General features: G+C 38.2%; 29 protein-coding genes. 15 read left to right on the top strand and 14 right to left on the bottom strand.

What is annotated here, in order from left to right:
• Position 1: 1 nt before the first annotated feature.
• The 5 genes from J2T03_RS10050 to J2T03_RS10030 all read right to left on the bottom strand — a co-directional run bounded on the left by J2T03_RS10050 (position 2) and on the right by J2T03_RS10030 (position 4,425).
• A complete protein-coding gene (locus J2T03_RS10050; RefSeq protein WP_307211024.1) occupies positions 2–1,882 on the bottom strand; it encodes a monovalent cation:proton antiporter-2 (CPA2) family protein in 1,881 nt (626 codons plus the stop codon).
• Positions 1,883–1,885: 3 nt separating this feature from the next.
• Positions 1,886–2,407, bottom strand: a complete 522-nt coding sequence (locus J2T03_RS10045) for an NAD(P)H-dependent oxidoreductase (RefSeq protein ID WP_306846517.1) — start codon at positions 2,405–2,407, stop codon at positions 1,886–1,888.
• A 191-nt stretch (positions 2,408–2,598) separates the two neighbouring features.
• On the bottom strand, positions 2,599–3,411 hold the full coding sequence (locus J2T03_RS10040; RefSeq protein ID WP_307211022.1) for a TPM domain-containing protein: 813 nt from the start codon (positions 3,409–3,411) through the stop codon (positions 2,599–2,601).
• Positions 3,392–3,820, bottom strand: a complete 429-nt coding sequence (locus tag J2T03_RS10035; RefSeq protein ID WP_307211020.1) for a TPM domain-containing protein — start codon at positions 3,818–3,820, stop codon at positions 3,392–3,394. Before J2T03_RS10035 ends, J2T03_RS10040 begins: the two co-directional genes overlap by 20 nt.
• Positions 3,820–4,425, bottom strand: coding sequence for a LemA family protein (locus tag J2T03_RS10030; RefSeq protein WP_034703627.1), 606 nt, complete (start codon positions 4,423–4,425; stop codon positions 3,820–3,822). Before J2T03_RS10030 ends, J2T03_RS10035 begins: the two co-directional genes overlap by 1 nt.
• 73 nt (positions 4,426–4,498) lie before the next feature.
• Between J2T03_RS10030 and J2T03_RS10025 the strand changes: the two genes are divergently transcribed.
• Complete coding sequence (locus J2T03_RS10025) at positions 4,499–4,993, top strand: dihydrofolate reductase (RefSeq protein ID WP_306846524.1); 495 nt, start codon at positions 4,499–4,501, stop codon at positions 4,991–4,993.
• Positions 4,994–5,068: 75 nt separating this feature from the next.
• Positions 5,069–5,638: a DUF2892 domain-containing protein gene (locus tag J2T03_RS10020; protein ID WP_307211019.1), complete on the top strand. Its 570-nt coding sequence runs from the start codon at positions 5,069–5,071 to the stop codon at positions 5,636–5,638.
• A 71-nt stretch (positions 5,639–5,709) separates the two neighbouring features.
• On the opposite strand, the gene J2T03_RS10015 is transcribed toward J2T03_RS10020, so the two are convergent.
• The 3 genes from J2T03_RS10015 to J2T03_RS10005 form a co-directional block, all read right to left on the bottom strand.
• Positions 5,710–6,342, bottom strand: coding sequence for a trimeric intracellular cation channel family protein (locus tag J2T03_RS10015; RefSeq protein WP_306846528.1), 633 nt, complete (start codon positions 6,340–6,342; stop codon positions 5,710–5,712).
• Positions 6,343–6,606: 264 nt separating this feature from the next.
• A complete protein-coding gene (coaD, locus tag J2T03_RS10010; protein ID WP_111959999.1) occupies positions 6,607–7,071 on the bottom strand; it encodes a pantetheine-phosphate adenylyltransferase in 465 nt (154 codons plus the stop codon).
• A gap of 137 nt (positions 7,072–7,208) precedes the next feature.
• A complete protein-coding gene (locus tag J2T03_RS10005; protein ID WP_307211017.1) occupies positions 7,209–8,192 on the bottom strand; it encodes a D-alanine--D-alanine ligase in 984 nt (327 codons plus the stop codon).
• Positions 8,193–8,346: 154 nt separating this feature from the next.
• On the opposite strand from J2T03_RS10005, the gene J2T03_RS10000 reads away from it, so the two are divergent.
• From J2T03_RS10000 to murI, 5 genes are all read left to right on the top strand, one after another.
• Positions 8,347–9,435, top strand: coding sequence for a PASTA domain-containing protein (locus tag J2T03_RS10000; RefSeq protein WP_307211015.1), 1,089 nt, complete (start codon positions 8,347–8,349; stop codon positions 9,433–9,435).
• A gap of 73 nt (positions 9,436–9,508) precedes the next feature.
• Positions 9,509–10,582, top strand: coding sequence for an RluA family pseudouridine synthase (locus tag J2T03_RS09995; protein WP_306846534.1), 1,074 nt, complete (start codon positions 9,509–9,511; stop codon positions 10,580–10,582).
• Between the two features lie 51 nt (positions 10,583–10,633).
• Positions 10,634–11,584, top strand: coding sequence for a PorP/SprF family type IX secretion system membrane protein (locus J2T03_RS09990; RefSeq protein WP_307211013.1), 951 nt, complete (start codon positions 10,634–10,636; stop codon positions 11,582–11,584).
• 51 nt (positions 11,585–11,635) lie between these two features.
• Positions 11,636–12,760 (top strand): radical SAM family heme chaperone HemW, encoded by a 1,125-nt coding sequence (hemW, locus tag J2T03_RS09985; RefSeq protein WP_307211011.1) that lies wholly within the window; start codon positions 11,636–11,638, stop codon positions 12,758–12,760.
• 248 nt (positions 12,761–13,008) lie between these two features.
• The gene (gene murI, locus J2T03_RS09980) at positions 13,009–13,839 is read left to right on the top strand and encodes a glutamate racemase (protein ID WP_306846539.1); all 831 of its coding nucleotides are present in this window, start codon (positions 13,009–13,011) and stop codon (positions 13,837–13,839) included.
• Between the two features lie 52 nt (positions 13,840–13,891).
• Here murI and J2T03_RS09975 read toward each other — a convergent pair whose 3' ends face one another.
• Positions 13,892–14,491 carry a nitroreductase family protein gene (locus J2T03_RS09975; protein ID WP_306846541.1) on the bottom strand — a complete coding sequence of 200 codons (600 nt, stop codon included), beginning with the start codon at positions 14,489–14,491 and terminating at the stop codon, positions 13,892–13,894.
• Between the two features lie 85 nt (positions 14,492–14,576).
• Between J2T03_RS09975 and J2T03_RS09970 the strand changes: the two genes are divergently transcribed.
• Positions 14,577–14,927 carry a winged helix-turn-helix transcriptional regulator gene (locus J2T03_RS09970; protein ID WP_306846542.1) on the top strand — a complete coding sequence of 117 codons (351 nt, stop codon included), beginning with the start codon at positions 14,577–14,579 and terminating at the stop codon, positions 14,925–14,927.
• Here the strand turns inward: J2T03_RS09970 and J2T03_RS09965 are convergent.
• From J2T03_RS09965 to J2T03_RS09950, 4 genes are all read right to left on the bottom strand, one after another.
• Positions 14,924–15,496 (bottom strand): RsmD family RNA methyltransferase, encoded by a 573-nt coding sequence (locus J2T03_RS09965; RefSeq protein WP_307211009.1) that lies wholly within the window; start codon positions 15,494–15,496, stop codon positions 14,924–14,926. The two genes, J2T03_RS09970 and J2T03_RS09965, sit on opposite strands and share 4 nt — an antisense overlap.
• Positions 15,497–15,580: 84 nt before the next feature.
• Entirely contained in the window at positions 15,581–16,297 is a 717-nt protein-coding gene (locus tag J2T03_RS09960; RefSeq protein ID WP_307211006.1) for a DUF3822 family protein, read from the bottom strand.
• 18 nt (positions 16,298–16,315) lie between these two features.
• Positions 16,316–16,810: a Smr/MutS family protein gene (locus tag J2T03_RS09955; RefSeq protein WP_306846633.1), complete on the bottom strand. Its 495-nt coding sequence runs from the start codon at positions 16,808–16,810 to the stop codon at positions 16,316–16,318.
• Positions 16,811–16,842: 32 nt separating this feature from the next.
• The gene (locus J2T03_RS09950) at positions 16,843–17,340 is read right to left on the bottom strand and encodes a metallophosphoesterase family protein (RefSeq protein WP_306846547.1); all 498 of its coding nucleotides are present in this window, start codon (positions 17,338–17,340) and stop codon (positions 16,843–16,845) included.
• Positions 17,341–17,476: 136 nt separating this feature from the next.
• Between J2T03_RS09950 and J2T03_RS09945 the strand changes: the two genes are divergently transcribed.
• Complete coding sequence (locus J2T03_RS09945) at positions 17,477–19,021, top strand: serine hydrolase (RefSeq protein WP_307211004.1); 1,545 nt, start codon at positions 17,477–17,479, stop codon at positions 19,019–19,021.
• A gap of 180 nt (positions 19,022–19,201) precedes the next feature.
• On the opposite strand, the gene J2T03_RS09940 is transcribed toward J2T03_RS09945, so the two are convergent.
• Entirely contained in the window at positions 19,202–19,678 is a 477-nt protein-coding gene (locus tag J2T03_RS09940; RefSeq protein WP_307211002.1) for a SixA phosphatase family protein, read from the bottom strand.
• Positions 19,679–19,793: 115 nt separating this feature from the next.
• Here J2T03_RS09940 and ruvX point away from each other — a divergent pair, with 115 nt between their 5' ends.
• From ruvX to J2T03_RS09910, 6 genes are all read left to right on the top strand, one after another.
• Positions 19,794–20,210: a Holliday junction resolvase RuvX gene (gene ruvX, locus J2T03_RS09935; RefSeq protein WP_307211001.1), complete on the top strand. Its 417-nt coding sequence runs from the start codon at positions 19,794–19,796 to the stop codon at positions 20,208–20,210.
• The gene (def, locus tag J2T03_RS09930; protein ID WP_306846554.1) at positions 20,207–20,779 is read left to right on the top strand and encodes a peptide deformylase; all 573 of its coding nucleotides are present in this window, start codon (positions 20,207–20,209) and stop codon (positions 20,777–20,779) included. The genes ruvX and def overlap by 4 nt, the downstream gene beginning before the upstream one ends.
• Positions 20,780–20,858: 79 nt before the next feature.
• Positions 20,859–21,416 carry a DUF5606 family protein gene (locus J2T03_RS09925; RefSeq protein ID WP_306846556.1) on the top strand — a complete coding sequence of 186 codons (558 nt, stop codon included), beginning with the start codon at positions 20,859–20,861 and terminating at the stop codon, positions 21,414–21,416.
• A 125-nt stretch (positions 21,417–21,541) separates the two neighbouring features.
• A complete protein-coding gene (gene mazG / locus J2T03_RS09920) occupies positions 21,542–22,309 on the top strand; it encodes a nucleoside triphosphate pyrophosphohydrolase (RefSeq protein WP_307210999.1) in 768 nt (255 codons plus the stop codon).
• Between the two features lies 1 nt (position 22,310).
• Positions 22,311–23,393 (top strand): FUSC family protein, encoded by a 1,083-nt coding sequence (locus J2T03_RS09915; protein ID WP_307210998.1) that lies wholly within the window; start codon positions 22,311–22,313, stop codon positions 23,391–23,393.
• Between the two features lie 2 nt (positions 23,394–23,395).
• Positions 23,396–24,280 (top strand): hypothetical protein, encoded by an 885-nt coding sequence (locus J2T03_RS09910; protein ID WP_307210997.1) that lies wholly within the window; start codon positions 23,396–23,398, stop codon positions 24,278–24,280.
• Positions 24,281–24,385 lie beyond the last annotated feature (105 nt).

The raw sequence follows: 24,385 nt of genomic DNA, 5'->3' as shown, positions 1-24,385 counted from the left end.
ATCAATTAGGAGTTTCCTCGTCTTCATCTACTGACGAGGAACCTTCCCAATTCCTGTTATCAAAGTTAAGATTGTCATAAGCCAGTAATTCCTCCTCACGCTGAAGGATTTCTTTTGTGGTGAACAATAAGATCTCGTCATCATCCTTTGCCTTGGCCAGCCTTCTGATAGAAGCTTTGTCTATAGCCATAAACCGTTGGCCGAGACGCCTTGCCGCATATTTTCTCATGCCGGTTTCATGAAGGACATCCACAGCCATATCTACAGCGGTTCCTAATGTTTCCCGGTAAATATTTTCAATACCATTGTTGAGATAATTATAGGCGTCAATCCTGTTTTTTGCCCTTACAAAAATCCGTACTTTCGGATAATGTTCCCGAACCAGATCTGCAATGAATTTATTATCATCAGGATCATCAAGACAGAGAACCAGGATTTCTGCATCTTCAATTCCTGCAGCTCTTAATATAGGAATTCTTGTTGCATCCCCGTAATAAACCTTAAAACCATAGCTTCTCAACAGCTTTACACGGTCGGAATCCCTGTCCAGAACCGTTGCCGAAATTTTATTGGCTTTTAACAGACGTCCTACCGTACTTCCGAAATGCCCGAAACCAACGATGATAATCTTCTTCTGGGTTATATTGTTGTCCAGAATGTTAAAATCATTTTCTTCATCAGGAATCTCTTTAATGAATTTGGGAGTAATGAACCGGTCGTTAATGATCAGTAGGATAGGAGTGATACACATCGTGATTGCAGTAACAGCCATCATTTGTGCATTGAGTTCTGGACTTAACAGATAAAGATCTGAAGCATAATTGATCAGGACAAAAGCAAATTCTCCTACCTGGGAAAGAGCAAATGCATAAAATAAACTCTGCGGAGTATCAATTTTAAAAAACTTTCCGATGGCGTACAACACCACAAGTTTTACAGCCAATACAGCAAAAACAGTAGAAAAAATAAACAGTGGATCCTGTTGAATAATATTAAAATTGATCGTAGAACCTACGCTTACAAAAAATACAGCTAAAAGCAATCCTTTAAACGGATTAATCTGTGCTTCCAGCTCATGCCGGAATTCACTGTTGGCAAGCATTACTCCGGCCAGGAAAGCTCCCAGAGCCGGCGAAAGCCCTATTGCGACCATAAGCTCTGAAACTCCAATAACTAGAAACAATGACGAGGCAGTAAGCAGTTCCGTCATTCCCGATTTTGAAACATACCGTAAGAAAGGAACAAATACATATCTTCCCAAAAGAATTAAGATAGCAACTCCTAAAATCACGGTTCCGGCCTGCAGCCATTCCGGGAGTTTCTGGATCAGAATCTGTATTTCATTATCATGGTGGCTGGCTTTATAATTGGCGATAATCGGGAGAATAGCCAGAATAGGGATCACGGCAATATCCTGAAACAGAAGGGTAGAGAAAGAAGCTTCTCCAGCCATAGTTTTAAAATTATTTTTTTCCTGAAGTGTTTGCAGCACAATTGCGGTAGAAGAAAGGGCAAAACACATCGCAATGGCAATAGCTTTATCTATCCTCCATCCGGCACTGATGAAAACCAGAAAAAGAAGGGAGATGGAAAGCAGCATTTGAGTAAGGCCAAGTCCCATGATCTTCTTCCGCATTTCCCAGAATTTGCGGGGTTCCAGTTCCAGCCCGACTAAGAAAAGAAGCATAATCACTCCAAACTCACTGGCATGCATAATGTCGTTAACATCTTTTCCGGTAAGCCTTAGAACATATGGGCCAATGATAATACCTCCTAAAATATACCCAATCACAGAACTCAGTCCGAATTTCCTCGCCAGCGGAACCATAATAATGGCTACACCTAAGAAAATTAATGTATTCATTGCTAAGCTGGACTCCATATATTATTGATTGAGTAGTTCTGCAAATTCTTTTTTATGTAAAATAATGTCTTTTTTGCTCAGTTTATTGGCCTCATAAACAATCTTAATGTGTTTGATGTCGGCTTTGAAAACCTTTAAGGATACAATCAACCCGCTGACCAGTTCTTCCACGGTATACTGATACGTTCCATTTTTACTGAATGATCTTTCCTTTCCTCCGGTCGTTATCAGAATGTAGATCTCTTTGCCTTCCAACGGATTGGTTTCTCCTTCCTTGAGCCAATCCCTGTCAAAAACTTCATCAATCCATAATCTTAATAAAGGAGGCATTCCGAACCATATCAGCGGGAACTGGAAAATAAAACGGTCATAGTTTTTTAATCTTTTCCTCTCCCTGAATGCTGCAATATGAAAATCCGGATATTCTTCGTAAAGGTCTCTGAGGGTAAAGTGCTGGTGGCGGACATAGAAATTGATAAGCTCCACATTGGAATTGGAGTGCTCTAAATAGGGATGTGCAAAAACTACCAGCGTCTTTTTCATAAACCTGTTTTCAGTAAATATAATGAAAAAATATTGAATAAAAAACGAGTTTTGGATGGTTTTGTTAATTTTTTAATACGAAAATTTGAATTTAGCATTAAAATAAAACAAAGAAATGACTTGTTTTTGAATTATTAAATAAAAAATCGGGCGCTCGGCCCGATTATATTGAATTTTGCTATCTTTTAAAATTACCATCCGCCTGAAGCACCGCCTCCGCCGAAGCTTCCTCCGCCACCAAAGCCGCCGAATCCTCCTCCTCCTCCGGAACTTCCACCGCCAAAACCGCCTCCTCCGAAGCTGCCAGGGAATGGGAAGAATCCACCGGGATAGTTTCTGCGTCCTCTTCTGGTAATGATTACATCATCGTCATCATTATTGCCGCCACCACGTCCGCCGCCCCTACCTCCGAAGATAAAAGCGAGAATGATAAAGATGACAAATGCAATAATAAGGATTTTAAAAGCACTCCCATTACCTGAAGGCGCTGAGGTTTCCATAGGCTTGAACTTTCCCTGAACAGCCTCCATGATTGCTGAGGTTCCACGGTTGATGCCGTCATACCATTGTCCCTGTCTGAAATTGGGAGTGACAATATAATCAAGGATCTGTCCTGCAACAGAAGCGGTAAGGTACTGTTCTACAGCTCTGCCCTGTTGGATGGACATGGTTCTGTCTTCTGTAGCGATCAGGAAAACAACGCCGTTATCTACGCCTTTTTTTCCGATTCCCCATTTTTCTCCGAACATGGTTGCCAGAAAGTTCACGTCTTCTCCTTTAGTAGAAGGGATAATGACCACTTCGATTTCCGTGGAAGTAGAATCTGCAAATTTGATCAGCTTATTGTTCAGTTCGTCTTTTTGCTGCTGTGTGAGCAGGCCTGCCTCGTCAAACACAGGGTACAGAACCGCCGGTTTTGGTGGAATCGTGTATTGTGCTGATACAACAGTGTAAAAGCAGAAGAGTATGAATGAAAATACCAGTTTAAGAGAACGTAATTTCATTAGACAGCTGATTGGGGTTTTTTCCTTCCACAGGAAAATATTTTTTTAATTCAAGACCGGTTTCCAGGATGGCGCTTTTTAAAGCTTTATAATAATTTCTTTTGGCAAATTCAGCAGTGATATAGTCGTGCAGGTGATCCCAATATGACTGATGCACTTTAGCATGGATTCCGATGTCACCAATGATGGTCAGATATTTCTGTTCGAAATTGACATGAAAAAGCACAGCGTTTCTATCAGCAGTTTTATTCATACAGAGTTCTTTGAAAACCTCAAATGCGGTCTGTGCATTTTCAGTTTCCGTGTTCGAGTCAATGTGTACCCTGATCTCGCCTGTAGAATGATCTTCTGCTGACTGTATCGCTTCCACAAGGGAAGTAATTTGCTGATTTGTCAGAAAACGGCTCATTATTTAAATACTTCTGGTGCTTTTTCTGCACCGGCTTCAGCCTTGAAGAAAGGTTTTTCTTTAAAGTTTGTAAAATTCGCCAGAATATTATTCGGGAACGTTTTGATTGTTGTGTTGTAATCTTTGGCTGCATCATTATAATAAACCGTTTCGGTTCTGATGCTGTTTTCTATCGCCGTAAATTCTCTCTGGAAATTGATGTACTGCTGGTCCGCTTTTAAATTCGGATAAGATTCAACTACAGCCATTAATCTGCTTAATGCTCCGGATAATTCTCCCTGCGCTGCCTGGAATTTTGCCATATCAGCTTCTGTCATATTCGTAGGATCGATGTTGATGGAAGTTGCTTTGGAGCGTGCTTCAACCACTTTGGTCAATGTTTCCTGCTCAAATTTCGAATACGATTTAACAGTTCTTTCCAGATTTGGAATAAGATTGGCCCTTTTCTGATAGACAGTTTCTATATTAGACCATTTGGAATTCACGTTCTGTTCTTTTGAAACAAAATTATTATATCCGTTTTTCCCCCAGAAGAATATTACACCTACAATGATAAGCAGTGCAATACCGATAGTTCCTGCGCTAAGGCAGCCTTTATTTTTCATAGTTTATTTTTTTTAATTTTTTGTGCTAATCAAATATACAAATTATGTGCTAATTTTGTAAAAAATTATTAGAATGACAACAATAGTGGTGGCCATGGGAGAGAAAAACGAGATCGGTTTTGAAAATAAACTGCTGTGGCATCTTCCTAAAGACCTGAAACACTTTAAAGATATAACTTCCGGACATCCGGTTATCATGGGAAGAAAAACCTTTGAAAGTATAGGAAAACCCCTGCCTAACCGTACCAATATTGTAATTTCGAGAAAGAAAAACTGGTTTGAAGAAGGAATCCTGATTGTAGGAAGCATTAAAGAAGCGGTAAAATTCGCCAAAAAGATTGATGAAGACATTTTCATTATTGGTGGTGGAAATATTTATGAGCAAACGATGGAAGTGGTTGATAAACTGGAGGTCACTTTGGTGAAGGCTGATCTTGAGGCTGATACATTCTTTCCAAAGATCAATCCGAAAATCTGGAAAAAAACTGAGGAAATCTGTCATGAAAAGGATGAAAAGAATCAATATGATTTTTGCTTTCAAACCTTTGAACGGATCAAGAGTGAATAGTTATGAAAATTCTAACTTTTTACCTCTAGCTTCTAACCTGTAAATTTTCTATCTTTGCACTTCTAAAATTGAACAATGAATAAGTACATAAAAATTGTAATTGCAGCAGTTCTTATCCTTTTAGGACTTTATATGATGATTTTCACAAGAAGTCTGGGCTGGGGGATTGTAGTATTCCTTCTTGCAGCACTGCCTATTATACTTTTCATCAAGAATGAATATATTCTCCTTGCTTTCTGGCAGCTGAGAAAACAGAATATGGAAAAAGCCGCGCAATGGTTAAATGGCATCACGAATTATCAGGCGCAGCTTCATAAATCCCAATATGGATATTTTCACTATTTACAGGGACTTACCCAGGCTCAGGAGCATCCTGCAAAGGTTGAGCCTTTAATGAAAAAAGCTTTGGAATATGGTCTGAATATGAAACACGACAGAGCGATGGCAACATTGAACCTTGCAGCTGCAGCTATTTCTAAAGGAAGAAAACAGGAAGGGCAGAAGCTTCTGGATGAGGCTAAAAGGTTAGACACTGCAGGAATGATGACGGATCAGATTAAGATGATGAAAGACCAGCTTAAAATGCCTTCTATGCAGAAACACATGCACAACCCAAATATGAGACAGAGAGGAAAATTCTTCTAAGGACAATATACAAAACTAAAAAAGCACCGGAACTCAGGTGCTTTTTTTATGGTATTCTGTTAAAAAGAACATCACATCTCAGAATTCTGATCATAGCCATAAAACTTAGGAATCTGCCATTGGTATTTGACGGCAAGTGTTCTGATCGCAACAATGAGGATAATGGTGAATATCTGTATAAATGTATAGGAAAGCGGGACAAACTTGGTCAGCAGCAGAAATGCAGACCCTCCGACGATACATGCTGTAGCATAGATCTCTTTCCTGAAGATCAGTGGAATCCTGTTGAGGAGAATATCCCGTATGATCCCTCCGAAGCAGCCGGTTATGGTCCCAAGCGCAATACATATTAAGGGATGTATGTTTGCATTTAATCCTTTCTGAACTCCGATAATGGTAAATAATCCCAGCCCGAAGCTGTCAAAAATAAATAAGGTTACTTTGAAATTCTTTTCAATAGATTTGAAGATCATGGCAAAAATACTTGTTCCCAAAATCAGCGCGCACGTTAAAAGATCATGCATCCAGAAAACAGGAATATCCAGCAGGAGGTCTCTTACAGTTCCTCCGCCCACAGAAGTGACGAATGCAATAATCAGTACCCCGAACGGATCAAGGCGTTTCTGCATCGCTGCAAAACTTCCCGACATCGCAAAGGAAATAGTTCCGAGCACCTCTATGGCAAAATTGAACTGTTCGTGCATAATTTATAGAGTAATAGGTAATGGGCAATGAATAATAAAAATTATGCCATTTAAGGCTGCGATAATCTAAACTTTTCCTTTTCAGATCTTGCTCTTGAAACAGCTCTGTAATTTGCTGCTGAAGTAGAAGACCTTATAATTTGCTTTCTTATGACCAAAACATCATCTGAATAAGGTAATAATGAAAGAGATCTAATCACAAGAATGGAAAAATTTGACTGTAATCTATATTTCCCCAATTACTCATCACCTATTATTCCTTACTTATCGTTGTACCCTAACGGCTTCCGGAACCAATAACTCATATTCTCCGTTATGGTTGATGATCTCCCTTACGATGCTGCTGCTGATGAAAGACTTTCCTGATGAGGTTAGTAAAAATACGGTTTCCAGCTTTTTATGGGCTAAGGTTCTGTTCGTATGAGCAATGGCTTTCTCAAATTCAAAATCGGCGGGATTTCTTAAGCCTCTGAGAATGTATTGTGCATCCTTTTCAAAGCAGTAGTCTACCGTTAAGCCTTCAAAAAAGTCAACTTCCACATTGGGAAATTCGGCGACGGAATTTTGAATAAATTCCATTCTTTTTTCCAGGGGAAACATGTATTTTTTCTGGGAATTCTGTCCGATTGCAATAATCAGTTTGTCAAAAAGCGGAGCCGCTCTTTCAATAATATCATAATGTCCCAGGGTAATAGGATCAAAGGATCCGGGGAAAACAGCAATTTTCATGTTTTACGTGTTATGATGAGTTACGTGTTGCGAGTTACTGGGAGGTTGTGAGTTTCGGGTTTTAGTGTACTGTTACCCATATTTCCTGTCTTCAAACTTCCATTCACTAACATGTAACCTCTAGTTTATAACTTCTATTATTTATTCAATGCTTTTTCTACTTCGTTTCCACAAAGATCTGCGATGGATATTCCATAGATTTTTGCCTGTTGCGGAAGAATGCTGGCAGGGGAGAATCCCGGATTGGTATTCATTTCAAGCATATAAGGAATACCGTCCATAAGGATGAATTCACTTCTTGAAAAACCGCTCATGCCAAGGGAATTGTAAGCTCTTTTTGAAATTTCCTCCACTCTGATTTTGGTTGCATCGTCAATTCTTGCCGGGGTAATTTCTTCTGAAGCTCCTTCATATTTAGCTTCATAATCAAAAAATTCATTGGTAGGTACAATTTCGGTGATCCCTAAAACAATGGTTTCACCTTTGAAATCTATGACGCCTACAGAAACTTCCATTCCGTCGAGGAAGCTTTCAATAAGAATTTCATCATCCTCTTTGAACGCAATTTCTGTCGCAGCAATTAATTCTGACTTTTCCTTTACTTTTGAAATTCCCAGAGATGATCCGGACTGGTTGGGCTTAACGAAAACCGGAAGACCAAGACTTTCAACGATTTCGTCTGTATTGATGTCTTCTCCTTTTCTTAAGTAAATGCTTTTGGCAGAAGGAATGCCATATTTTGACAATACAGCTAATGTATCTTTTTTATTGAAGGTCAAAGCGCTTTGATAGAAATCACAACCGGTGTATTTCTGTCCGATGGCATCCCAATAAGCCTGAAGAATTCCGTTTTCGCCCGGAGTTCCGTGGATAATGTTGAAACAGACATCGAATTTCAGCTTTTCATTGTTATCTAATGTGACTGAAAAATCTCCGCGATTGATTTCATATTTTTGATCATTTTCCCCTAAAAAATACCATTCATCTTTAAGGATAACCACTTTATATACATCATATAGATTTCTGTCCAGAGAATCATAGATCAACTGACCGCTTTTTAAGGAAACCACATATTCATCTGAATAGCCTCCCATGACAACGGCAACACTTTTTTTGCTCATAACCATTATAGTATCAATTAAGGCAAATTTAATCATTTTATGTAATGCAATAAGGGAAATTCAGAAATTTTAAAATTGAAATGAATTGTGTTAAATAAAAGCAGATTTAAAATTATTAGCTATATTTGCCGTTATAATTAAAGTATTTTTAAGTATGCTTAAATCACTTTTCAATTGGAAAGTTTTACTGAATTTAGTAGTCGCCATCGGTGTTTTTGTGGGGTTGGTGTGGCTTACTTTCCGCTGGCTGGAATACCATACCAATCACGGTCAGGAAATTCCTGTACCCAATGTTATAAATAAATCGGTTTATGATGCCGTAAAAATATTAGAGGATACCGGACTGGAATATGAAGTAGACAGTGCCGAGTACAATCCCAAATATAAGCCTTTCCAGGTTTTAAAAATGCATCCTCTATCAAGTTCTCGTGTAAAACCGGGATCGCTGGTAAGAATTGTAGTTAATCCCAGAACATGGGCTCCTATTACCATTCCGGATGTGATCAATAAATATTCAGGACTGGCTTTCCAGAGACTGGATCAGGTGGGTCTTAAGATCGGCGATACCATCTATGAACCAAGTATTCAGAAAGATGCTCTTTTAAGAGTATTATATAAAGGTAATGCAGTCAATCCGGGATCACGTCTTCCGAGATTCTCCGTGATTGATGTTGTAGTAGGCTCCGGCCCTATGAGAAATATCTCAATTCCTAGTGTGGTAGGTCTTTCCGTAAAAGAAGCCAAAGCTGTTATTGCAAAAAGTTTATTTGAAGTAGGTCTTGTGGAGCACGAAGATGGAAGTAAGGATGAGTCTGACATTATCTATTATCAGGACCCTGCTTCCGGAGATGTAAGAGATCAAGGAATGCAGATTGACCTTTGGGCAAGTAAGCGAACGCCAGCCGAGCTTAGAGCTAAAGTAGAGCAGCTGAACTCTATTTACCGTATGAAGGTAGATACATCGCTGCCTCCGGTACATTATGATGAAGTTCCAAGTTATCCGGAACCACGCTATGATCCACCTGCAGCAGTGCCTGTACCCAAAAAAGAAACTCCTAAACCTGAACCGGTAAAGACAGAACCTGCCAAAACCGGTACAACTACCGGAACCAAGACATCAGGAACGGTAACAGAAAAACCTAAATCCACTGCAAATACTTCAGGGAATAAGTCGACAACGGGTGCAAATACCACACAGCAGCCGGCCCAAAAACCAAAGGCTAAAAAAGTGGTGGTAGAATAATCAAGGTTTATGATATAAAATATAGGCTTCAACTGCAAAATGTTGAGGCCTTTTGCGTAAAAAAATAAAAATAATGGCAGAAGATAACGAAGACTTTTTAGATGAAGAATTATTAGATTCAGACAGTTTGGAGAACATCGATATTGATGAGGAAAATAAAGGACTGTATGAGCATCTTAATATCAAAGTCGATAAAAACCAGGAGCCGTTAAGAATTGATAAGTTCTTATTAATATACAGACAAAACTCTTCACGGAATAAAATTTCACAGACCTGCAGGGCCGGAAATGTGGTAGTAAACGGAGTTCCTGTAAAACAAAATTACCGTGTGAAGCCCGGCGACCAGATTTCGGTGCTTCTTGCTCACCCGCCAAGGGAAAATGTGATCATTCCTCAGGATATTCCTGTAAATATCATCTACGAAGATGATGATCTGGTAGTGGTAGATAAGGAACCGGGAATGGTTGTGCATCCTGGCCATGGAAACTGGGACAAAACATTGGTCAATGCACTGGCCTTCCATTTTGAAAAGAGCGGTGAGAAATCTGACCTTGACAGAGTAGGGCTTGTTCACAGGATTGATAAAGATACCTCCGGCCTTCTTGTGATTGCCAAAAACGAATATGCATTGAGCTTTTTAGCCAAACAGTTTTTCAATAGAACCACAAAAAGATTATACTGGGCTTTTGTATGGGGAAATCCTCAGGAAGATGAAGGGACAATAAGGGGGCATATCGGCAGGCATCCTAAAAACCGGATGCAGATGTCCGTTTATGAGGACGGGAGCCATGGAAAGCACGCAGTGACGCATTATAAGGTGTTAGAGCGCTTTAAATATATGACTTGGGTGGAATGTAAACTTGAAACGGGAAGAACGCATCAGATCCGGGCCCATTTCAAGCATATCGGTCATACTTTGTTTAATGATGAAAGATATGAAGGGCATACCCCTCTCAGAGGAGTGAATCTACCTAAGTACAAGCAGTTTATAAAAAATGTTTTTGAAATTCTTCCAAGACATGCACTCCATGCCCATACTTTAGGGTTTATACATCCAACTACTAAAAAGGAATTATATTTTGAGAGCCCAATGCCGAAAGATATGGCGGATGCCGTAAAAAAATGGAGAAATTATTTAGAAAACTAAAAATATATTGAGAATTTTTTTATATTTGTTGAATTGAAATCAAGATTTGTTATGAGAAAACTATATGCTATCGTATGTTTAGCTCTTTTGTCAAATGCATACAAAGCACAAGAATCACTACCATACTATCAGCAATATCTTTTGGATGGTGAATTCCTGTTCAACCCAGCTCAGTACGGAAAGACCGATTACGTGCAGCTTAATGCTAATTACCACAAACAATTTGACAAGTTCAGCGATTCTCCAAATACGCAGTCTATAGGAATCAACGGGAACATTTTCGACAGAGTGGGAGCAGGGCTCTCTATTTTCAGAGACAGCAATGGCCCTATTTCTGCAGGCGGTATTACAGCGGGAGCTTCATACTTTATTCCACTAAGTAGTGAGGGAGACAGAAAAGATCAGTTCTCTTTCGGTACCAGTGTTTCATTTTATAATATGAACTTCGACTATACTTCAGTGAACGTTGAAGATGGTTACGATCCATTGTTGATCGGACAGGAAGGAAATATTTTTATGGCTTACGCCAACTTCGGTGCAGCGGCTACCTACAGAAACATTTTCGCAGGGGTATCTGTAAACGATATCGCACTAAGCAATGATAAGGCGATCGTAAACGGAATTGAGCCTTCACCAATTAAATTCTTCTTAAACTTAGGATATGACTGGCATTTTGCTGACAATATCTTCGTAACGCCGTCGGCGTTGATCAACCTGAATACCAATTCAACAAGAATGATCGACTATAACTTAATGGCGACTTTCTTTAATGATATTAACTCTTTCTCTGCCGGAGTAAGCTACAGAACGGTACAGAACAGATTTGACAGCCAGCAGCTTCAGGTGGCACCGGTTGTTAAAGTAAGATTTAATAAATTCATGATCGGAGCAACGTACAACATCGGAATGTCTGATATCCAGACGTATGGTGGAAACAGCTTCATGATCAGCTTAGGTTATAACTTTGATAACTTTATTAATCATAGAGGATATAGATACTAATATGATTTAATTTAAATAAATTTGAGCTCTGAAATTTTCAGGGCTTTTTTTATGATATATATTCACATACCCTTCTGCAAACAGAAATGCAGCTACTGTAATTTTCACTTTTCTACCTCTTTAAATTTTAAAGATGAAATGATCCGTGCGATGAAAACCGAGATCAGACTTAGAAAAGATGAACTGCAGAGTAAAAGTTTAAAATCCCTGTATTTTGGAGGCGGAACACCGTCTATTCTTTCAGCAGATGAAATCAAATCGCTCATTGATGAAGTTTTGAAATACTTCAGTTTTGACCGTGATATTGAAGTAACTCTGGAAGCCAATCCCGATGATCTGGACAAAAGCTTTTTACAACAGCTGGCCCAATCCTCTGTAAACAGGCTTTCCATTGGTACCCAGAGCTTTTTCGAGGAAGATCTGAAACTGATGAACCGGGCACACAATGCTTCCGAAGCAGAAAGTTCCATCAAAAGAGCACAGGATTTCGGCTTTGAAAACCTAAGCATTGATCTGATTTATGGTTCGCCAACCTCTAATTTGGAGATATGGAAAGATAATTTAAATAAAACAATTGCTCTTGAAGTGCCTCATATTTCTTCCTATGCCCTCACTGTAGAACCAAAAACTGCTTTAGAAAACTGGATTTCGAAAGGAAAAGTGGCCGGTCCTAGAGAAGAAGAACAGAATAAAGAGTTCTATTATCTGTCAGATTTCTTAAAAGACAATGGCTTTGAACATTATGAAGTTTCTAATTTTGCAAAACCTGGCTTTTATTCAAGTCACAATTCTGCTTATTGGAAGTACAATGAGTATCTTGGAATAGGTCCTTCCGCACATTCGTACAACGGATTTGATGTCAGAAGTTGGAATGTTGCCAATAATCAGCAGTATATTAAAAAACTCCATGCCGGAATTCTGGCTAAAGAAGAAGAGATTCTTTCACAATATGATCAGTTCAATGAAATGATTATGATTGGCTTGAGGACAATTTGGGGAGTAAATCTTGAAAGCCTGAACAATAAATTCAATGATCAGATTCTTGAATATTTCCAACATGAGATAAAATCTAGAATAGAAGAAGGTATTTTAATCAAAGAGAATAATCATCTGAAAATACCGGAAAAGCACTGGTTTATGGCAGATGGAATTGCTTCGGATTTATTCATTGTATAGGTAAAACAGTCATAAAATATTTTGACTATGTTCAACATGTTAAGCTGACTTTAAATTAAGTTAGTATTAGAGATGTCATGCTGAGCGTAGTAGAAGCATAATTATGAAATTTCTATCTGAAGCTAAATTATAATTGAATCAGCTACAGGTCTAAGAATTTAACACAATTAGTATTTCAATAATAAAGTATAAGATCTGGAATACGGAATCTAAAAATCTTCGTATTTTTGTATAAAATTTCAGCTCACTTGAAAACTAAAAAGCAAGATTATTCACATCTTTCACCAAGCCAGCCTATCGGTATTTTCGATAGCGGGGTGGGAGGGCTCACCGTAGCTAAAGAGATCAAAAGGCTTCTTCCCCACGAAGATCTGATCTACTTTGGAGATACCAAACACCTTCCGTACGGTGAAAAGTCGAAGGATGCGATTATAGAATATTCTACAAAGATCACCAATTTTCTGCTTCAGCAGAACTGTAAAGCCATTGTTATTGCCTGTAATACGGCTACAGCAAATGCTTTGAACGAGGTCATGCAGTCTGTGAACGGAAAAGTTCCTGTCATAGATGTTATTAATCCGGTTGCCGAAAAAGTGGCGTATGAGATCCATAATAATGTTGGAGTAATTGCCACAAAAGCAACTGTCAATTCCGGGCTTTATAAGAAAAGCATAAGGAAGCAGAATAAATGGATCAAGGTTGATGAGCTGGCTACTCCGTTATTGGTTCCAGCTATTGAAGAAGGGTTTAAGAATCATCCGATCACGCATGCCATCATTTATAATTATTTAAGCAATAATAAGCTTAAAAATATTGAAACCCTTATTCTGGGGTGTACACACTATCCTTTGCTGATCGATGAGATCAAGCAGTATTACGGAAACAGGGTCCGTGTGATTGATTCTCCGAATATTGTTGCCAGTCACCTGAAGATCATTCTGGATAAATACCATCTTCTGAATGACAATAATCCAAAGCCGAGCTATCATTTCTACCTTTCGGATCTGACGAAAAACTTTGAAAAGATCTCTAAGAAATTCTTTGGAAAGACCATAGATCTGGAACTTAAAGTATTATAATACAAAGCTGTTTCTCCTGAAACAGCTTTTATTTTTAAGAAAGCCTGAAATATTAGGGCTCTAAGATAACCATTTCATGCGTAAGCCTTCTTTTTGGAGTCGTTTCAGGATGATTGCTGTCATTCTCATCTCTTTTTCCGATGGCTACGGCAAAAAGTGTTTCATAAGAATCATTTTTCAGGATTCTGTCATACTTCTCAGTTTCAATACCTTCCATTGGGGTGGAATCTATTCCCATAGAAGCACAAGCAGAAAGAAGAACGCCCAGCGAAAGATAAACCTGATGGCCCATCCATGCCCGGATGGAAGCTTCACCATGCGGTTTTACCATAGTTCTGTAATAATCTACCGAACCTTCAGGGAGATTTTCTTCGATCTGTTTTTCAAAATCTTCCGGGTTTTTTATCACCTGGAATACAATGATATGGCTGCTGTCCAATATTTTGCCCTTGTTAAAATAAGATGCTTCTGCCAGCTGTTCCCTGAGTTCAGGTTTATTGATAAAAATAAAATTCCATGGCTGGCTGTTGATCGAAGAAGGACTCAGAGTAAGGATTTCTTTCAATTCTGCAATCTGTTCTGCACTGATTTTTTCCTGTGGGTTATACTTTTTTACAGTATACCTTTTTTTCATTTGTTCTAAAAAGTTCATAAATTATTGTACTATCAATTTTATAGTTACAAAAGTAATTTAAGTTTATTACCTTTGCAATAACGGTAAAAAAGGATAGTATAAAATGTATACAATAGATAACAAAGAATATCCGTGCTGCACCAGTGTAACGATGAAATTTATAGGTGGAAAATGGAAGGCTGTCATTTTATTTCATCTTACAGACGGAGCCAAAAGATATAATGAGCTTAGGAAATTAATTCCTACCATCACAGAAAGAACGTTAAGTCTGCAGCTGAAACAGCTCGAGGAAGACCACATCATCAACAGAAAGGTGTATACTGAAAAACCACCATTAATGGTAGAATATACACTGACGGATTTCGGAAAGACACTCCAGCCCGTTATAGAAGCTATTACCAATTGGGGAATGGCTGCACCGGATCTTTCCGTAAAAAAAATAATCAGGAATTAAATTTCCTGACTATCTTCTTTATTCGCTTCGAAAAAACTGAAACTTACATTTCCGTATTTCCGGGTGTCTATTAAGTTGGGATGTTCCAGCTTCATTCTGCTCTGATGTTCTACGATTAAAACTCCGTTGGGCTTAACGAATTTATTGTTTAAAACCAGAGAAAGCAGCTCATAATATTTCTTCTCTTCCATTTCAAAAGGAGCATCGGAAAATACAATTTCAAAGCTTTTCTTATTTCTGAATTTTTTGAGCCAGTCAAAAACATCACCCCTCTGAACGTTGACCTGCAGCGACATATCAAGCTCTGAAGCCGTAGCATTGATGAAGCTGGTATGCTTCGGATTCAGCTCAACCGAAGTCACATCCTGGCATCCTCTGGATGCAAATTCAAAGGTGATGGAACCGATGCCGGCAAAAAGATCCAGCACGGAAATCGACTGCATATCATATTTGTTTTCCAGGATACTGAAAAGCGCTTCCTTCGCAAAATCCGTGGTCGGTCTTACATCAAAATTTTTGGGAGCGGCTATTTTTTTGGCTTTCCACTTGCCTGAGATTATTCTGAACATATTTGTTTAGGGTTTAGGTAATAGGATTTAGGGATTGGGGAAGACATAGTAAGGCTAGGCCCTGTTCCCTTATTCCTAATCCCTTTAATTAAGTATAAAATTCTTATTGGGAACGTTGTCAAAAACAATTCTCATATTTTTAACGAATTTCTGAAGTTCGGAAATGAAGGTTTCATTTTCCGTGGTTTCGCCATATGCGTAAAAGTTGGTTTCATTAATTCCAAAGCCTATTTTACTCAGCGTAAACATCACGAAATACAGGAAATCTACTTCAGAATTTACATCCAGGTTATTGTATAAAATGACCTTCTTGTTATCAATAGCAAAAAATTCGCACTGGTTATGGTATAAATTGATATGAATCTCCTTACTGTTCTTATTGTTGAGTGAATTCAAAAACTTTTCTCCCGAAAAATTAAAATGAACCGGAACTGCCAGCTCTTTTATTTTTTTGTAAAAGCTTTTAGGGAACGTATAATAAAACTGTACCCCGAATTTTTTGTTGACAGAAAGCATGAGCTCTTCCTTTTCCTTATTTGCCGGGGCATTGAACGCAATCAGTTCAAATCCTGTTTCATGCTCAGAAAATCCTTCAGGCATCAGGGTAAAATGGTTCAGTGCCGAGATCACATGGATTTCGTCAAACCTTTGCTTAAGAAGAACTTCATCCAGCTTATCTTCAATAAGAGTTACCGGAGTTTCTTCAGTAACGAAATAAGACTTTTCTTCCTGAATGCTTTTATTTTTTGCAATCTGGTAGATTAATCCGTCTTTGGTAAAAAGTAAATTAAGTACGTTCATATTTCAATTGCTGCAAATTTAGTGAAATTCTATCATAACGGCACCCGATTGATGATGAAGTATTTCCTTATTATAAAAATCGATATCTGTTTGGCTTTCCAAAACATCCATGACCATTTTCTGCAGCGTTCCGTCACCGATCCCGTGAACGATCTCCAGCCTCTTCAGGTGATGCTTTCTGCAGAACTCAAGAACTTCTATTAATTTCGCTTTTTGAATAAATAACCTCTCAAAACTGTCATAATCACTGGGGTTTTTAACCAGATGATGAAAGTGCAGATCCAGGACCATATGATTTTTCTGGTGTTTTTTGGAAGTTACTTTCTTCGGTTCTGCTTTTCTTACTACCCGGATATTTTCATAAAGCTCTGCGTTTTTCGGAACCAGTTTCTCTTTCGGATATTGGTAGGTAAAGCCATATTCATCTTTGAAAACAACAATATTCCCGTTCACGGAAGTTATGATCCCGCTCAAATCCTCATCTACTACAGAAACTTTGTCTCCGATCTTCATGTATTGTGCTCCTTCTTTTATTGTTTTCAAAATTAAATTTTAGGACCCAGTTCAATGATTTCCAAATCTTTGATCTCTTCTCCTTCCACTACGAAACGCATCATGGTCCTCGTCTTATGCCATCCCTGTTTTCCGCAGGCCCCGGGATTCAGATGCAGCAGGTTGTTCTTTTGGTCAAACATAGCCTTTAAAATATGAGAATGTCCTGAAATAAACAACTTAGGAGCCTTAGCAGAAATTTCTCTGTTCGTAAGCGGTGTATATTTTCCGGGGTATCCGCCGATATGGATCATCAGAACTTCAAGATCTTCGCAGAAAAAACGGTTTACTTCAGGAAACTCAGCGCGGATCTTCGCGTTGTCGATATTTCCGTAAACTCCCTTTAAAGGTTTTATTTTTTCCAGCTCTTCAATTACCTCCATACTTCCGAAATCCCCGCAATGCCAGACTTCATCGGCTTGAGACGCATATTCTAAAATACGGTCGTCTATATAGGAATGGGAATCGGAGAGAAGAAGGATTTTTGTCATTAAGATCTGAAATTTTTTTGCAAAGTTAGGAAAGATTTATTTTCTTTTAAGGATCAGATTATTTTTAAATACACAAAATTTTACAGGAGAAGCCGGCATCATCGAATATTTACTAAATTTGAGAAAATTAAAAAAAATGAAGCAGAAACTTTCTCTTTTACTTTTTCTTTTAGCAGTAGGGCTTTTCAATGCCCAGGTTAAAGAAAAGAAATTGGATGAACTGATCCAGAATACTTTAAAAACCTTCGATGTTCCGGGAATGTCAGTGGGGATCATAAAAGACGGAAAAGTAATTTATTCCAAAGGGTTCGGACAGCGTTCTTTAACCACCAAACAGCCGATGGATGATAATACATTGGTAGGAATAGCATCTAATTCAAAGGGATTTACCTGCACTGCACTGGCTATTTTAGCCGATGAAGTAAAACTGGACTGGGACGATAAAGTTTCAAAATACATTCCCGAATTTCAGATGTATGATCCCTATGTTTCCCAAAATGTAACCATTAAAGATCTTGTGACACACAGAGCCGGATTAGGTTTGGGACAGGGTGATCTGATGTTCTTCCCCGAAGGTGGAAGCCTGACGGTTAATGATATTGTTCACAATGTAAGATATCTGAAACCGGAAAACCCCTTCAGAACGACGCTGGACTATAACAACATTATGTTCATCGTAGCAGGAGAAGTGATCCATAGGATTTCCGGACTGAGCTGGGCCGAATTTATTGAGCAGAGAATTATGAAACCTGTCGGAATGACCTCCAGCTTCGGAAGCTACAGCAGAGCTAAAGCAGTATCAAACAAAATCGATGCCCATGCTCCTGTAGACGGGAAAGCTATTGCTGTTCCACACGACTGGAATGAAACAGGTAATGCAGCAGGAGGAATTATGAGTAATATTAAGGATATGACTATTTGGGCTGATTTTCTTTTAAATAATTTCACAACCAAAGACGGTAAAAAACTGGTTTCAGATAAAAATGTACAGCAGCTATGGAGCCTACAGATCCCGGATAGAGTGGCTTTAAAAAATCCTTATGATACAAGCTTTTACGGATATGGACTAGGATGGTTTCTGAGTGATGTTAAAGGACACAAGCAGATTCAGCATACGGGAGGATTAATAGGTACCGTTACTCAGTTTACACTGATTCCGGATCTGAAACTGGGAATTGTAGTATTAACTAACCAACAATCCGGAGCCGCTTTTAATACAATTACCAACACAGTAAAAGATTCTTACCTGGGAGTAGCAGACAGAAACTGGCTGAAAACCTATGGAGAAAGAATGGCCAAAGTAAATGCTGAATACGATAAGCAGAAAAAAGAAGCTTTTGCCAAATCAGAAGCCTTTAAAAAAGAAAGAAATCTTCAGCCGAAAGCTGAACAGTTTGTTGGAAAATATAATGACCAATGGTTTGGCGATATAGAAATTTCTCAACAGGGAAATATATACAGAATCTCCTGTCAGAACTCTCCACGGCTGAAAGGCGAACTGCTTCCCTATTCCGGTAATTCTTTCATTATAAAATGGGATGACAGAAGTTATGATGCCGATGCCTACATTATTTTCAATTATAATGAAAATGGAAAAGCAGAGTCTGCAAAACTAAAAGCAATATCAGATATTACAGATTTCAGCTTTGATTTTGATGACCTGGATCTTAAGAGAAAGTAGACTGATGAGGCGAAATTAGTGAAAGCAAAATTATAAATTTAAAAATTAGATAATTCAATAGGAGCGGGCTTTAGCCCGCTTTTTTATGAATAAATTTGGCTTTAGCCAAAACATATATCCAATATAGTCTTCTCCTTTTTAACACATAAAAAGGAATAGAACAGACAAAGAAGATTATGATTATATTTTTCCCGGCTCATAAAAGAAAAGAAGTTTCTTCTTGGCGCCATCAAATTCAGACCATGAATTACAGTCTATTTCAAAACCGGCAACCCCACAGGTTGGAAAATGGAAAATATCTTCTGAGATGGAATTTGCAAAATTGGAAATTCCGTTGTTATGGGAGAAAAGGGCTACAGAGCTCACATTGTCATCCAGGTCGTAGATCACAGATTCAAAATTTCTTTCCGAGGGATTATAAAGCTTATCTTCTGTGGAAACATTCAGCTGATAGGCTTGGTTAAATATTTTACACGTATTCAGGGCACGCACAGCCGGGCTGGAAACAAACTGATCAATAGAAATATTATTACTTTTCATGAATCTGGACATGTTCATAGCATCTTTCAGTCCTTTGTCTGCCAAAGGTCTGTCGAAGTCCTCCGTTTCTTCCGGCCAGTCGCTCTTTGCATGTCTTACGAGGATGAGTTTCTTCATATTTTCGTTTTTTGGAAGATTAAAATTATAAAAAAAATAACGGAATAAAACATGATTTTTATAAAAAAACTGCGTTATGAATAAAATCATTAAATTTTACTAAATTTGCACACTTATGGGACAGATCCTTGCAATAGACTATGGAAAGGCACGCTGCGGTATCGCTGCAACAGATGATATGCAGATTATTGCAAGCAGCTTAGATACCGTTGAGACCCGGTTTTTGATGGAATTCCTGAAAAAATATTTCACCGAAAATAAAGTGGATGATGTGGTAGTTGGCCTTCCTACAGATTTGAAAGGAAATGTTTCCGAAGTGGAGACGGATATTTTAAAATTCGTTGAAGAATTTCAGAAAGAATTTTCTGATATCACAGTTCACCGCTTAGATGAAAGATTCACCTCTAAAATGGCTTCTTTTTTTATCTCCCAAAGTGGAAAGAGCAAAAAAAAGAGACAGGAAAAAGGATTAATAGATAAAGTAAGCGCAACGATTATATTGCAGAATTTTTTAGAACAAAGAATAAGATGATTTTACCAATAAGAGCTTTTGGGGATCCTGTTTTAAGAAAAGTGGGAAAAGATATAGACAAAGATTATCCCGGTTTACAGGAACTTATAGATAATATGTTCGAAACGATGTACAGTGCGAATGGCATAGGACTTGCAGCACCGCAAATCGGGTTGGATTTACGCCTGTTCGTGATTGATGTGACGCCACTTGCAGATGACGAGGATTATGAGGATATCAAAGACGAACTGGCTGAGTTTAAAAAAGTTTTCATTAATGCAAGGATTCTTGAGGAATCCGGAGAAGAATGGAAATTCAATGAAGGATGCCTTTCCATTCCTGATGTAAGAGAAGATGTGAAGAGAAAAGGAACGATCGTTATTGAATATTATGACGAAAATTTTGTGAAACATACAGAAACTTTTTCCGATATTAGAGCCCGCGTAATTCAGCATGAATATGATCATATTGAAGGCGTGCTGTTTACCGATCATCTGAGCGTACTGAAAAAGAAACTCGTAAAAGGTAAACTGGCAAAAATCTCACAGGGTGATGTAAGCATCAGCTATAAAATGAGATTTCCAAAGTAATTTAAACAAGGATTAAAAAACAAAATAATAAACAGCAAAAAGCCCCGTGCTGATTGCAGAATTTACAAAAAATAAAATTATGCTGTTAGAAAAAATAATTTCAATTTCTGGAAAGCCAGGACTTTTCAAATTAGTTTCTCAATTAAGAAACGGTTTTATCATTGAAGATGTTACGACTAAGAAAAAAGTAAGCATTGGGAATTCAAGTCAGGTAAGCTTATTGGATAATATCGCAATGTTTACATTTGATAAAGAAGTTCCTTTGTTTGAGGTTTTTGAAAATATTGCTAAAAACTACGATTATAAAGAAACGATTTCTCACAAATCTTCTGACGAGGTTCTAAAAGATTTCATGACGGCTTCTCTTCCTAACTATGATACAGAAAGAGTATATGCTTCAGATATCAAGAAACTGGCTCAGTGGTATAACCTTCTTCAGAAAGCTGGATATATTACTCCGGAGAGCTTCGTAAAAGCAGAACCTGAAACATTGGATGGTGCCCAGGAAGAAGTAAGCATTGAAAAAGAGGCTCCTAAAAAAGCAGCTCCAAAAGCAGAAAAGCCTGCAACTCCAAAAGTAAAAGCTACTTCTGCAGCCAAAGCAGCTCCAAAAAGCACACATACTAAGAAAGGATAATCTATCCTGAATTGTAAAATATAAAGCCCTGCCAATTTTTTTGGCAGGGCTTTTTTGTTATTGTCAAATTAAAACTGCTTAATTAAAGATTTCCCCTAAATTTGCATCACTTTGAATTTCGATTTATGAATACCAGACAAGAAAAACTAGAAGCCTTCGGAAGATTGTTAGACATCATGGACGATTTGCGTGAAAAATGTCCGTGGGATCAGAAGCAGACCCTTCAGACCCTCCGCCATTTGACCCTTGAAGAAACATACGAGCTTTCAGATGCAATCCTGCAGGAAGATTTACAGGAAATCAAAAAAGAGTTGGGGGATGTTTTGCTGCATCTTGTTTTTTATTCTAAAATAGGATCGGAGAAAGAAAGTTTCGATATTGCAGATGTCATCAATTCTTTGAATGAAAAACTGATCTTCCGTCATCCCCATATTTATGGCGATACAGAGGTGAAAGATGAAGAAGAAGTAAAGCAGAACTGGGAAAAGCTAAAGCTGAAAGAAGGGAATAAATCTATTTTGGGCGGTGTTCCAAAGAGCCTTCCAAGCTTGGTAAAAGCCTACAGGATTCAGGATAAGGTAAAAGGAATCGGGTTTGAATTTCACGATGCGGAAGATGCCTGGAAAAAAGTAGATGAAGAGATTCAGGAATTTCATGCTGAGACTGATTTAGATAAAAAAGAATTGGAATTAGGAGATGTATTTTTCTCACTGATCAACTATGCAAGAATTTCAGGACTGAACCCGGATTCTGCTCTGGAAAAGACCAATATAAAATTTATCTCAAGGTTCCAGAAAATGGAAGTGCTGGCAGAAGAGTCTGATCTAAAACTTGCGGACCTCTCTTTGGAGGAAATGGATGTGTTGTGGGAGAAAGCGAAACAGATGTCATAAGATGAAGGTACCGCGTTCCGTACACCATAGATTCCAGTATCTGATGGAGTTCAAAAAAACAGAAAGGAAATGGCATTTCCCATTCCTTGCGGCGCTTTGTATAGGAAGCTGCCTTTTTATCGGTTATTTTTCAGGAAAACCCAATTACGGCAGTTTGTCGAGCTTGGGAGCCCTCACGATTTTATATTTCACTTCAGCGCCAATCACACAACGGATGGTGCATCTGGCGGTTTGTGCATTCGGGATGGTTTTTTCCTTTACCATAAGCTTGTTTTTCAGCTTTAATGCTTATACAGCGGGTTTGTCTTTGGGGATTGTATCTTTTCTGGCACACTTTATAACTTCTTATTTTAAAGTGCCTCCGCCGGGAAATTTTTTCTTTATCATGATGGCTGCCATGGCAAGTACGTATCAGTTTGATCTGGAAATGATTCCAACAAGAGTAGGGCTGGTGGCTATGGGTGCAATTTTATCATGCACATTTGCTTTTCTGTACTCTGTTTTTATAGAGAAAGGAGATGTTTTAGCCATTCCAAGGAGGAGAAGGTTTAATAAAAGAAGGTATACCAAATTTGTAGAAAGCAGTATTATCGGTTTCTTTATGATGTTGACCCTGATGATCGGACATCTCCTTAAATTTGAAAATACCTATTGGATTTCCATTGCTGCTGTAGCTATTATACAGGGACGGAATTTTGAACATGTCCGTCAACGGAATATGCACCGGATTCTGGGAACCTTTATTGGAATAGGTTTTGCATGGCTTATCCTGCTGTTTGATCCTGCCAAAATAGAGATGATCATCATTATTACAGTACTCCAGTTTATTATAGAGCTGCTTATTGTAAGGAATTATGGTTTTGCGGTGATATTTATAACACCATTGACGATCCTTTTGACGGAAACCGGAAGTCTGGTGCATCATAATGTAGAAAATCTGATGCATGCAAGACTGCTGGATACCATCATCGGAAGTCTGATCGGTTTGGCAGCCGGTTTTTTTCTTTATCATCAGCAGATTATTAATAACTTAGAGAAAAATATACGGTACTCGTATTTTCAGTTTAAAAAATTAAAAAAATAACTATGCTGCGTATTCTTACCTTATCCGCTTTTTTATTATGGAGCTGTAATCCGAAAGCTCAGGATACTCCTAAAACCGATGAATTGGCAGTGGAATTTTCCTTGCCTAAAAAATTAAAAGAAGTTTCAGGAATCGTTCTGTCTCAGGATAAAAATACCATTTGGGCTATAGAAGACCAAGGCAATAAAAATGTAGTTTACGGTCTGGATAAGCAGGGTAAACTGATAGCTGATGTTCTGGTAGAAAATGCTGAAAACAATGACTGGGAAGATATTACCAAAGATACTCAGGGAAATATTTACCTTGGGGATTTTGGAAATAATGACAATAACAGGCAGAATCTGGCAATTTTAAAACTGGACTTGAAGGATGCCTCCCAAAAAACAACAAAAGCTGTTCAGACAACAAAATTTCATTACGAAGGGCAAACCGAATTTCCACCCAAGAAATCAAACTGGCTGTATGACTGTGAAGCTTTCGTAGAGATGAATGGAAATTTCTACCTTTTCACTAAAAACAGAAGCAAAGGTTTTGACGGAACTTTCCTTGTATTCCAGGTTCCCAATAAAGAAGGTAATTTTGAAGCCAAGTTAATAGGAAAACTTAAACTTGCAGGGAAGTATAGTGACGCTGCCATTACCTCGGCGGCTGTGAACAGTACCCAAGATAAGGTTGTTCTGCTTACTCACAAAAATATTCATGCACTTGCCGGGTTTACAGCGGATAATTTCAATACTTCAACAATTGAAAAGATCCCGTTAAATCACAATTCTCAGAAAGAGGCTGTTGTTTTCTTGGATGATAAAACCCTTCTGATTGCCGACGAAAAAGATAAAGATATGGGCGGAAATGTTTTCAGGTTTGAATTTAATTCCAAAGCTAAATAACTATAACTGCAACAGGTTTAAAAATTTTAGTTTTAAACTTAAATACATTAACTATAAAATAAAGAGGGACAAAGAACTGTCCCTCTTTTACGTTTTAATAAAATC

The sequence above is a fragment of the Chryseobacterium lathyri genome, assembly GCF_030812195.1.
Taxonomy (GTDB): Bacteria; Bacteroidota; Bacteroidia; order Flavobacteriales; family Weeksellaceae; genus Chryseobacterium; species Chryseobacterium lathyri_A.
This window is presented reverse-complemented; position numbering and strand designations above follow the sequence as displayed.

What these genes read in the sequence shown, in the direction of transcription:
- J2T03_RS10050 (WP_307211024.1), bottom strand. Translation starts at nt 1,882, where the DNA reads ATGGAGTCCAGCTTAGCAATGAATACATTAATTTTCTTAGGTGTAGCC.
- J2T03_RS10045 (WP_306846517.1), bottom strand. Translation starts at nt 2,407, where the DNA reads ATGAAAAAGACGCTGGTAGTTTTTGCACATCCCTATTTAGAGCACTCC.
- J2T03_RS10040 (WP_307211022.1), bottom strand. Translation starts at nt 3,411, where the DNA reads ATGAAATTACGTTCTCTTAAACTGGTATTTTCATTCATACTCTTCTGC.
- J2T03_RS10035 (WP_307211020.1), bottom strand. Translation starts at nt 3,820, where the DNA reads ATGAGCCGTTTTCTGACAAATCAGCAAATTACTTCCCTTGTGGAAGCG.
- J2T03_RS10030 (WP_034703627.1), bottom strand. Translation starts at nt 4,425, where the DNA reads ATGAAAAATAAAGGCTGCCTTAGCGCAGGAACTATCGGTATTGCACTG.
- J2T03_RS10025 (WP_306846524.1), top strand. Translation starts at nt 4,499, where the DNA reads ATGACAACAATAGTGGTGGCCATGGGAGAGAAAAACGAGATCGGTTTT.
- J2T03_RS10020 (WP_307211019.1), top strand. Translation starts at nt 5,069, where the DNA reads ATGAATAAGTACATAAAAATTGTAATTGCAGCAGTTCTTATCCTTTTA.
- J2T03_RS10015 (WP_306846528.1), bottom strand. Translation starts at nt 6,342, where the DNA reads ATGCACGAACAGTTCAATTTTGCCATAGAGGTGCTCGGAACTATTTCC.
- coaD (WP_111959999.1), bottom strand. Translation starts at nt 7,071, where the DNA reads ATGAAAATTGCTGTTTTCCCCGGATCCTTTGATCCTATTACCCTGGGA.
- J2T03_RS10005 (WP_307211017.1), bottom strand. Translation starts at nt 8,192, where the DNA reads ATGAGCAAAAAAAGTGTTGCCGTTGTCATGGGAGGCTATTCAGATGAA.
- J2T03_RS10000 (WP_307211015.1), top strand. Translation starts at nt 8,347, where the DNA reads ATGCTTAAATCACTTTTCAATTGGAAAGTTTTACTGAATTTAGTAGTC.
- J2T03_RS09995 (WP_306846534.1), top strand. Translation starts at nt 9,509, where the DNA reads ATGGCAGAAGATAACGAAGACTTTTTAGATGAAGAATTATTAGATTCA.
- J2T03_RS09990 (WP_307211013.1), top strand. Translation starts at nt 10,634, where the DNA reads ATGAGAAAACTATATGCTATCGTATGTTTAGCTCTTTTGTCAAATGCA.
- hemW (WP_307211011.1), top strand. Translation starts at nt 11,636, where the DNA reads ATGATATATATTCACATACCCTTCTGCAAACAGAAATGCAGCTACTGT.
- J2T03_RS09975 (WP_306846541.1), bottom strand. Translation starts at nt 14,491, where the DNA reads ATGAACTTTTTAGAACAAATGAAAAAAAGGTATACTGTAAAAAAGTAT.
- J2T03_RS09970 (WP_306846542.1), top strand. Translation starts at nt 14,577, where the DNA reads ATGTATACAATAGATAACAAAGAATATCCGTGCTGCACCAGTGTAACG.
- J2T03_RS09965 (WP_307211009.1), bottom strand. Translation starts at nt 15,496, where the DNA reads ATGTTCAGAATAATCTCAGGCAAGTGGAAAGCCAAAAAAATAGCCGCT.
- J2T03_RS09960 (WP_307211006.1), bottom strand. Translation starts at nt 16,297, where the DNA reads ATGAACGTACTTAATTTACTTTTTACCAAAGACGGATTAATCTACCAG.
- J2T03_RS09955 (WP_306846633.1), bottom strand. Translation starts at nt 16,810, where the DNA reads ATGAAGATCGGAGACAAAGTTTCTGTAGTAGATGAGGATTTGAGCGGG.
- J2T03_RS09950 (WP_306846547.1), bottom strand. Translation starts at nt 17,340, where the DNA reads ATGACAAAAATCCTTCTTCTCTCCGATTCCCATTCCTATATAGACGAC.
- J2T03_RS09945 (WP_307211004.1), top strand. Translation starts at nt 17,477, where the DNA reads ATGAAGCAGAAACTTTCTCTTTTACTTTTTCTTTTAGCAGTAGGGCTT.
- J2T03_RS09940 (WP_307211002.1), bottom strand. Translation starts at nt 19,678, where the DNA reads ATGAAGAAACTCATCCTCGTAAGACATGCAAAGAGCGACTGGCCGGAA.
- ruvX (WP_307211001.1), top strand. Translation starts at nt 19,794, where the DNA reads ATGGGACAGATCCTTGCAATAGACTATGGAAAGGCACGCTGCGGTATC.
- def (WP_306846554.1), top strand. Translation starts at nt 20,207, where the DNA reads ATGATTTTACCAATAAGAGCTTTTGGGGATCCTGTTTTAAGAAAAGTG.
- J2T03_RS09925 (WP_306846556.1), top strand. Translation starts at nt 20,859, where the DNA reads ATGCTGTTAGAAAAAATAATTTCAATTTCTGGAAAGCCAGGACTTTTC.
- mazG (WP_307210999.1), top strand. Translation starts at nt 21,542, where the DNA reads ATGAATACCAGACAAGAAAAACTAGAAGCCTTCGGAAGATTGTTAGAC.
- J2T03_RS09915 (WP_307210998.1), top strand. Translation starts at nt 22,311, where the DNA reads ATGAAGGTACCGCGTTCCGTACACCATAGATTCCAGTATCTGATGGAG.
- J2T03_RS09910 (WP_307210997.1), top strand. Translation starts at nt 23,396, where the DNA reads ATGCTGCGTATTCTTACCTTATCCGCTTTTTTATTATGGAGCTGTAAT.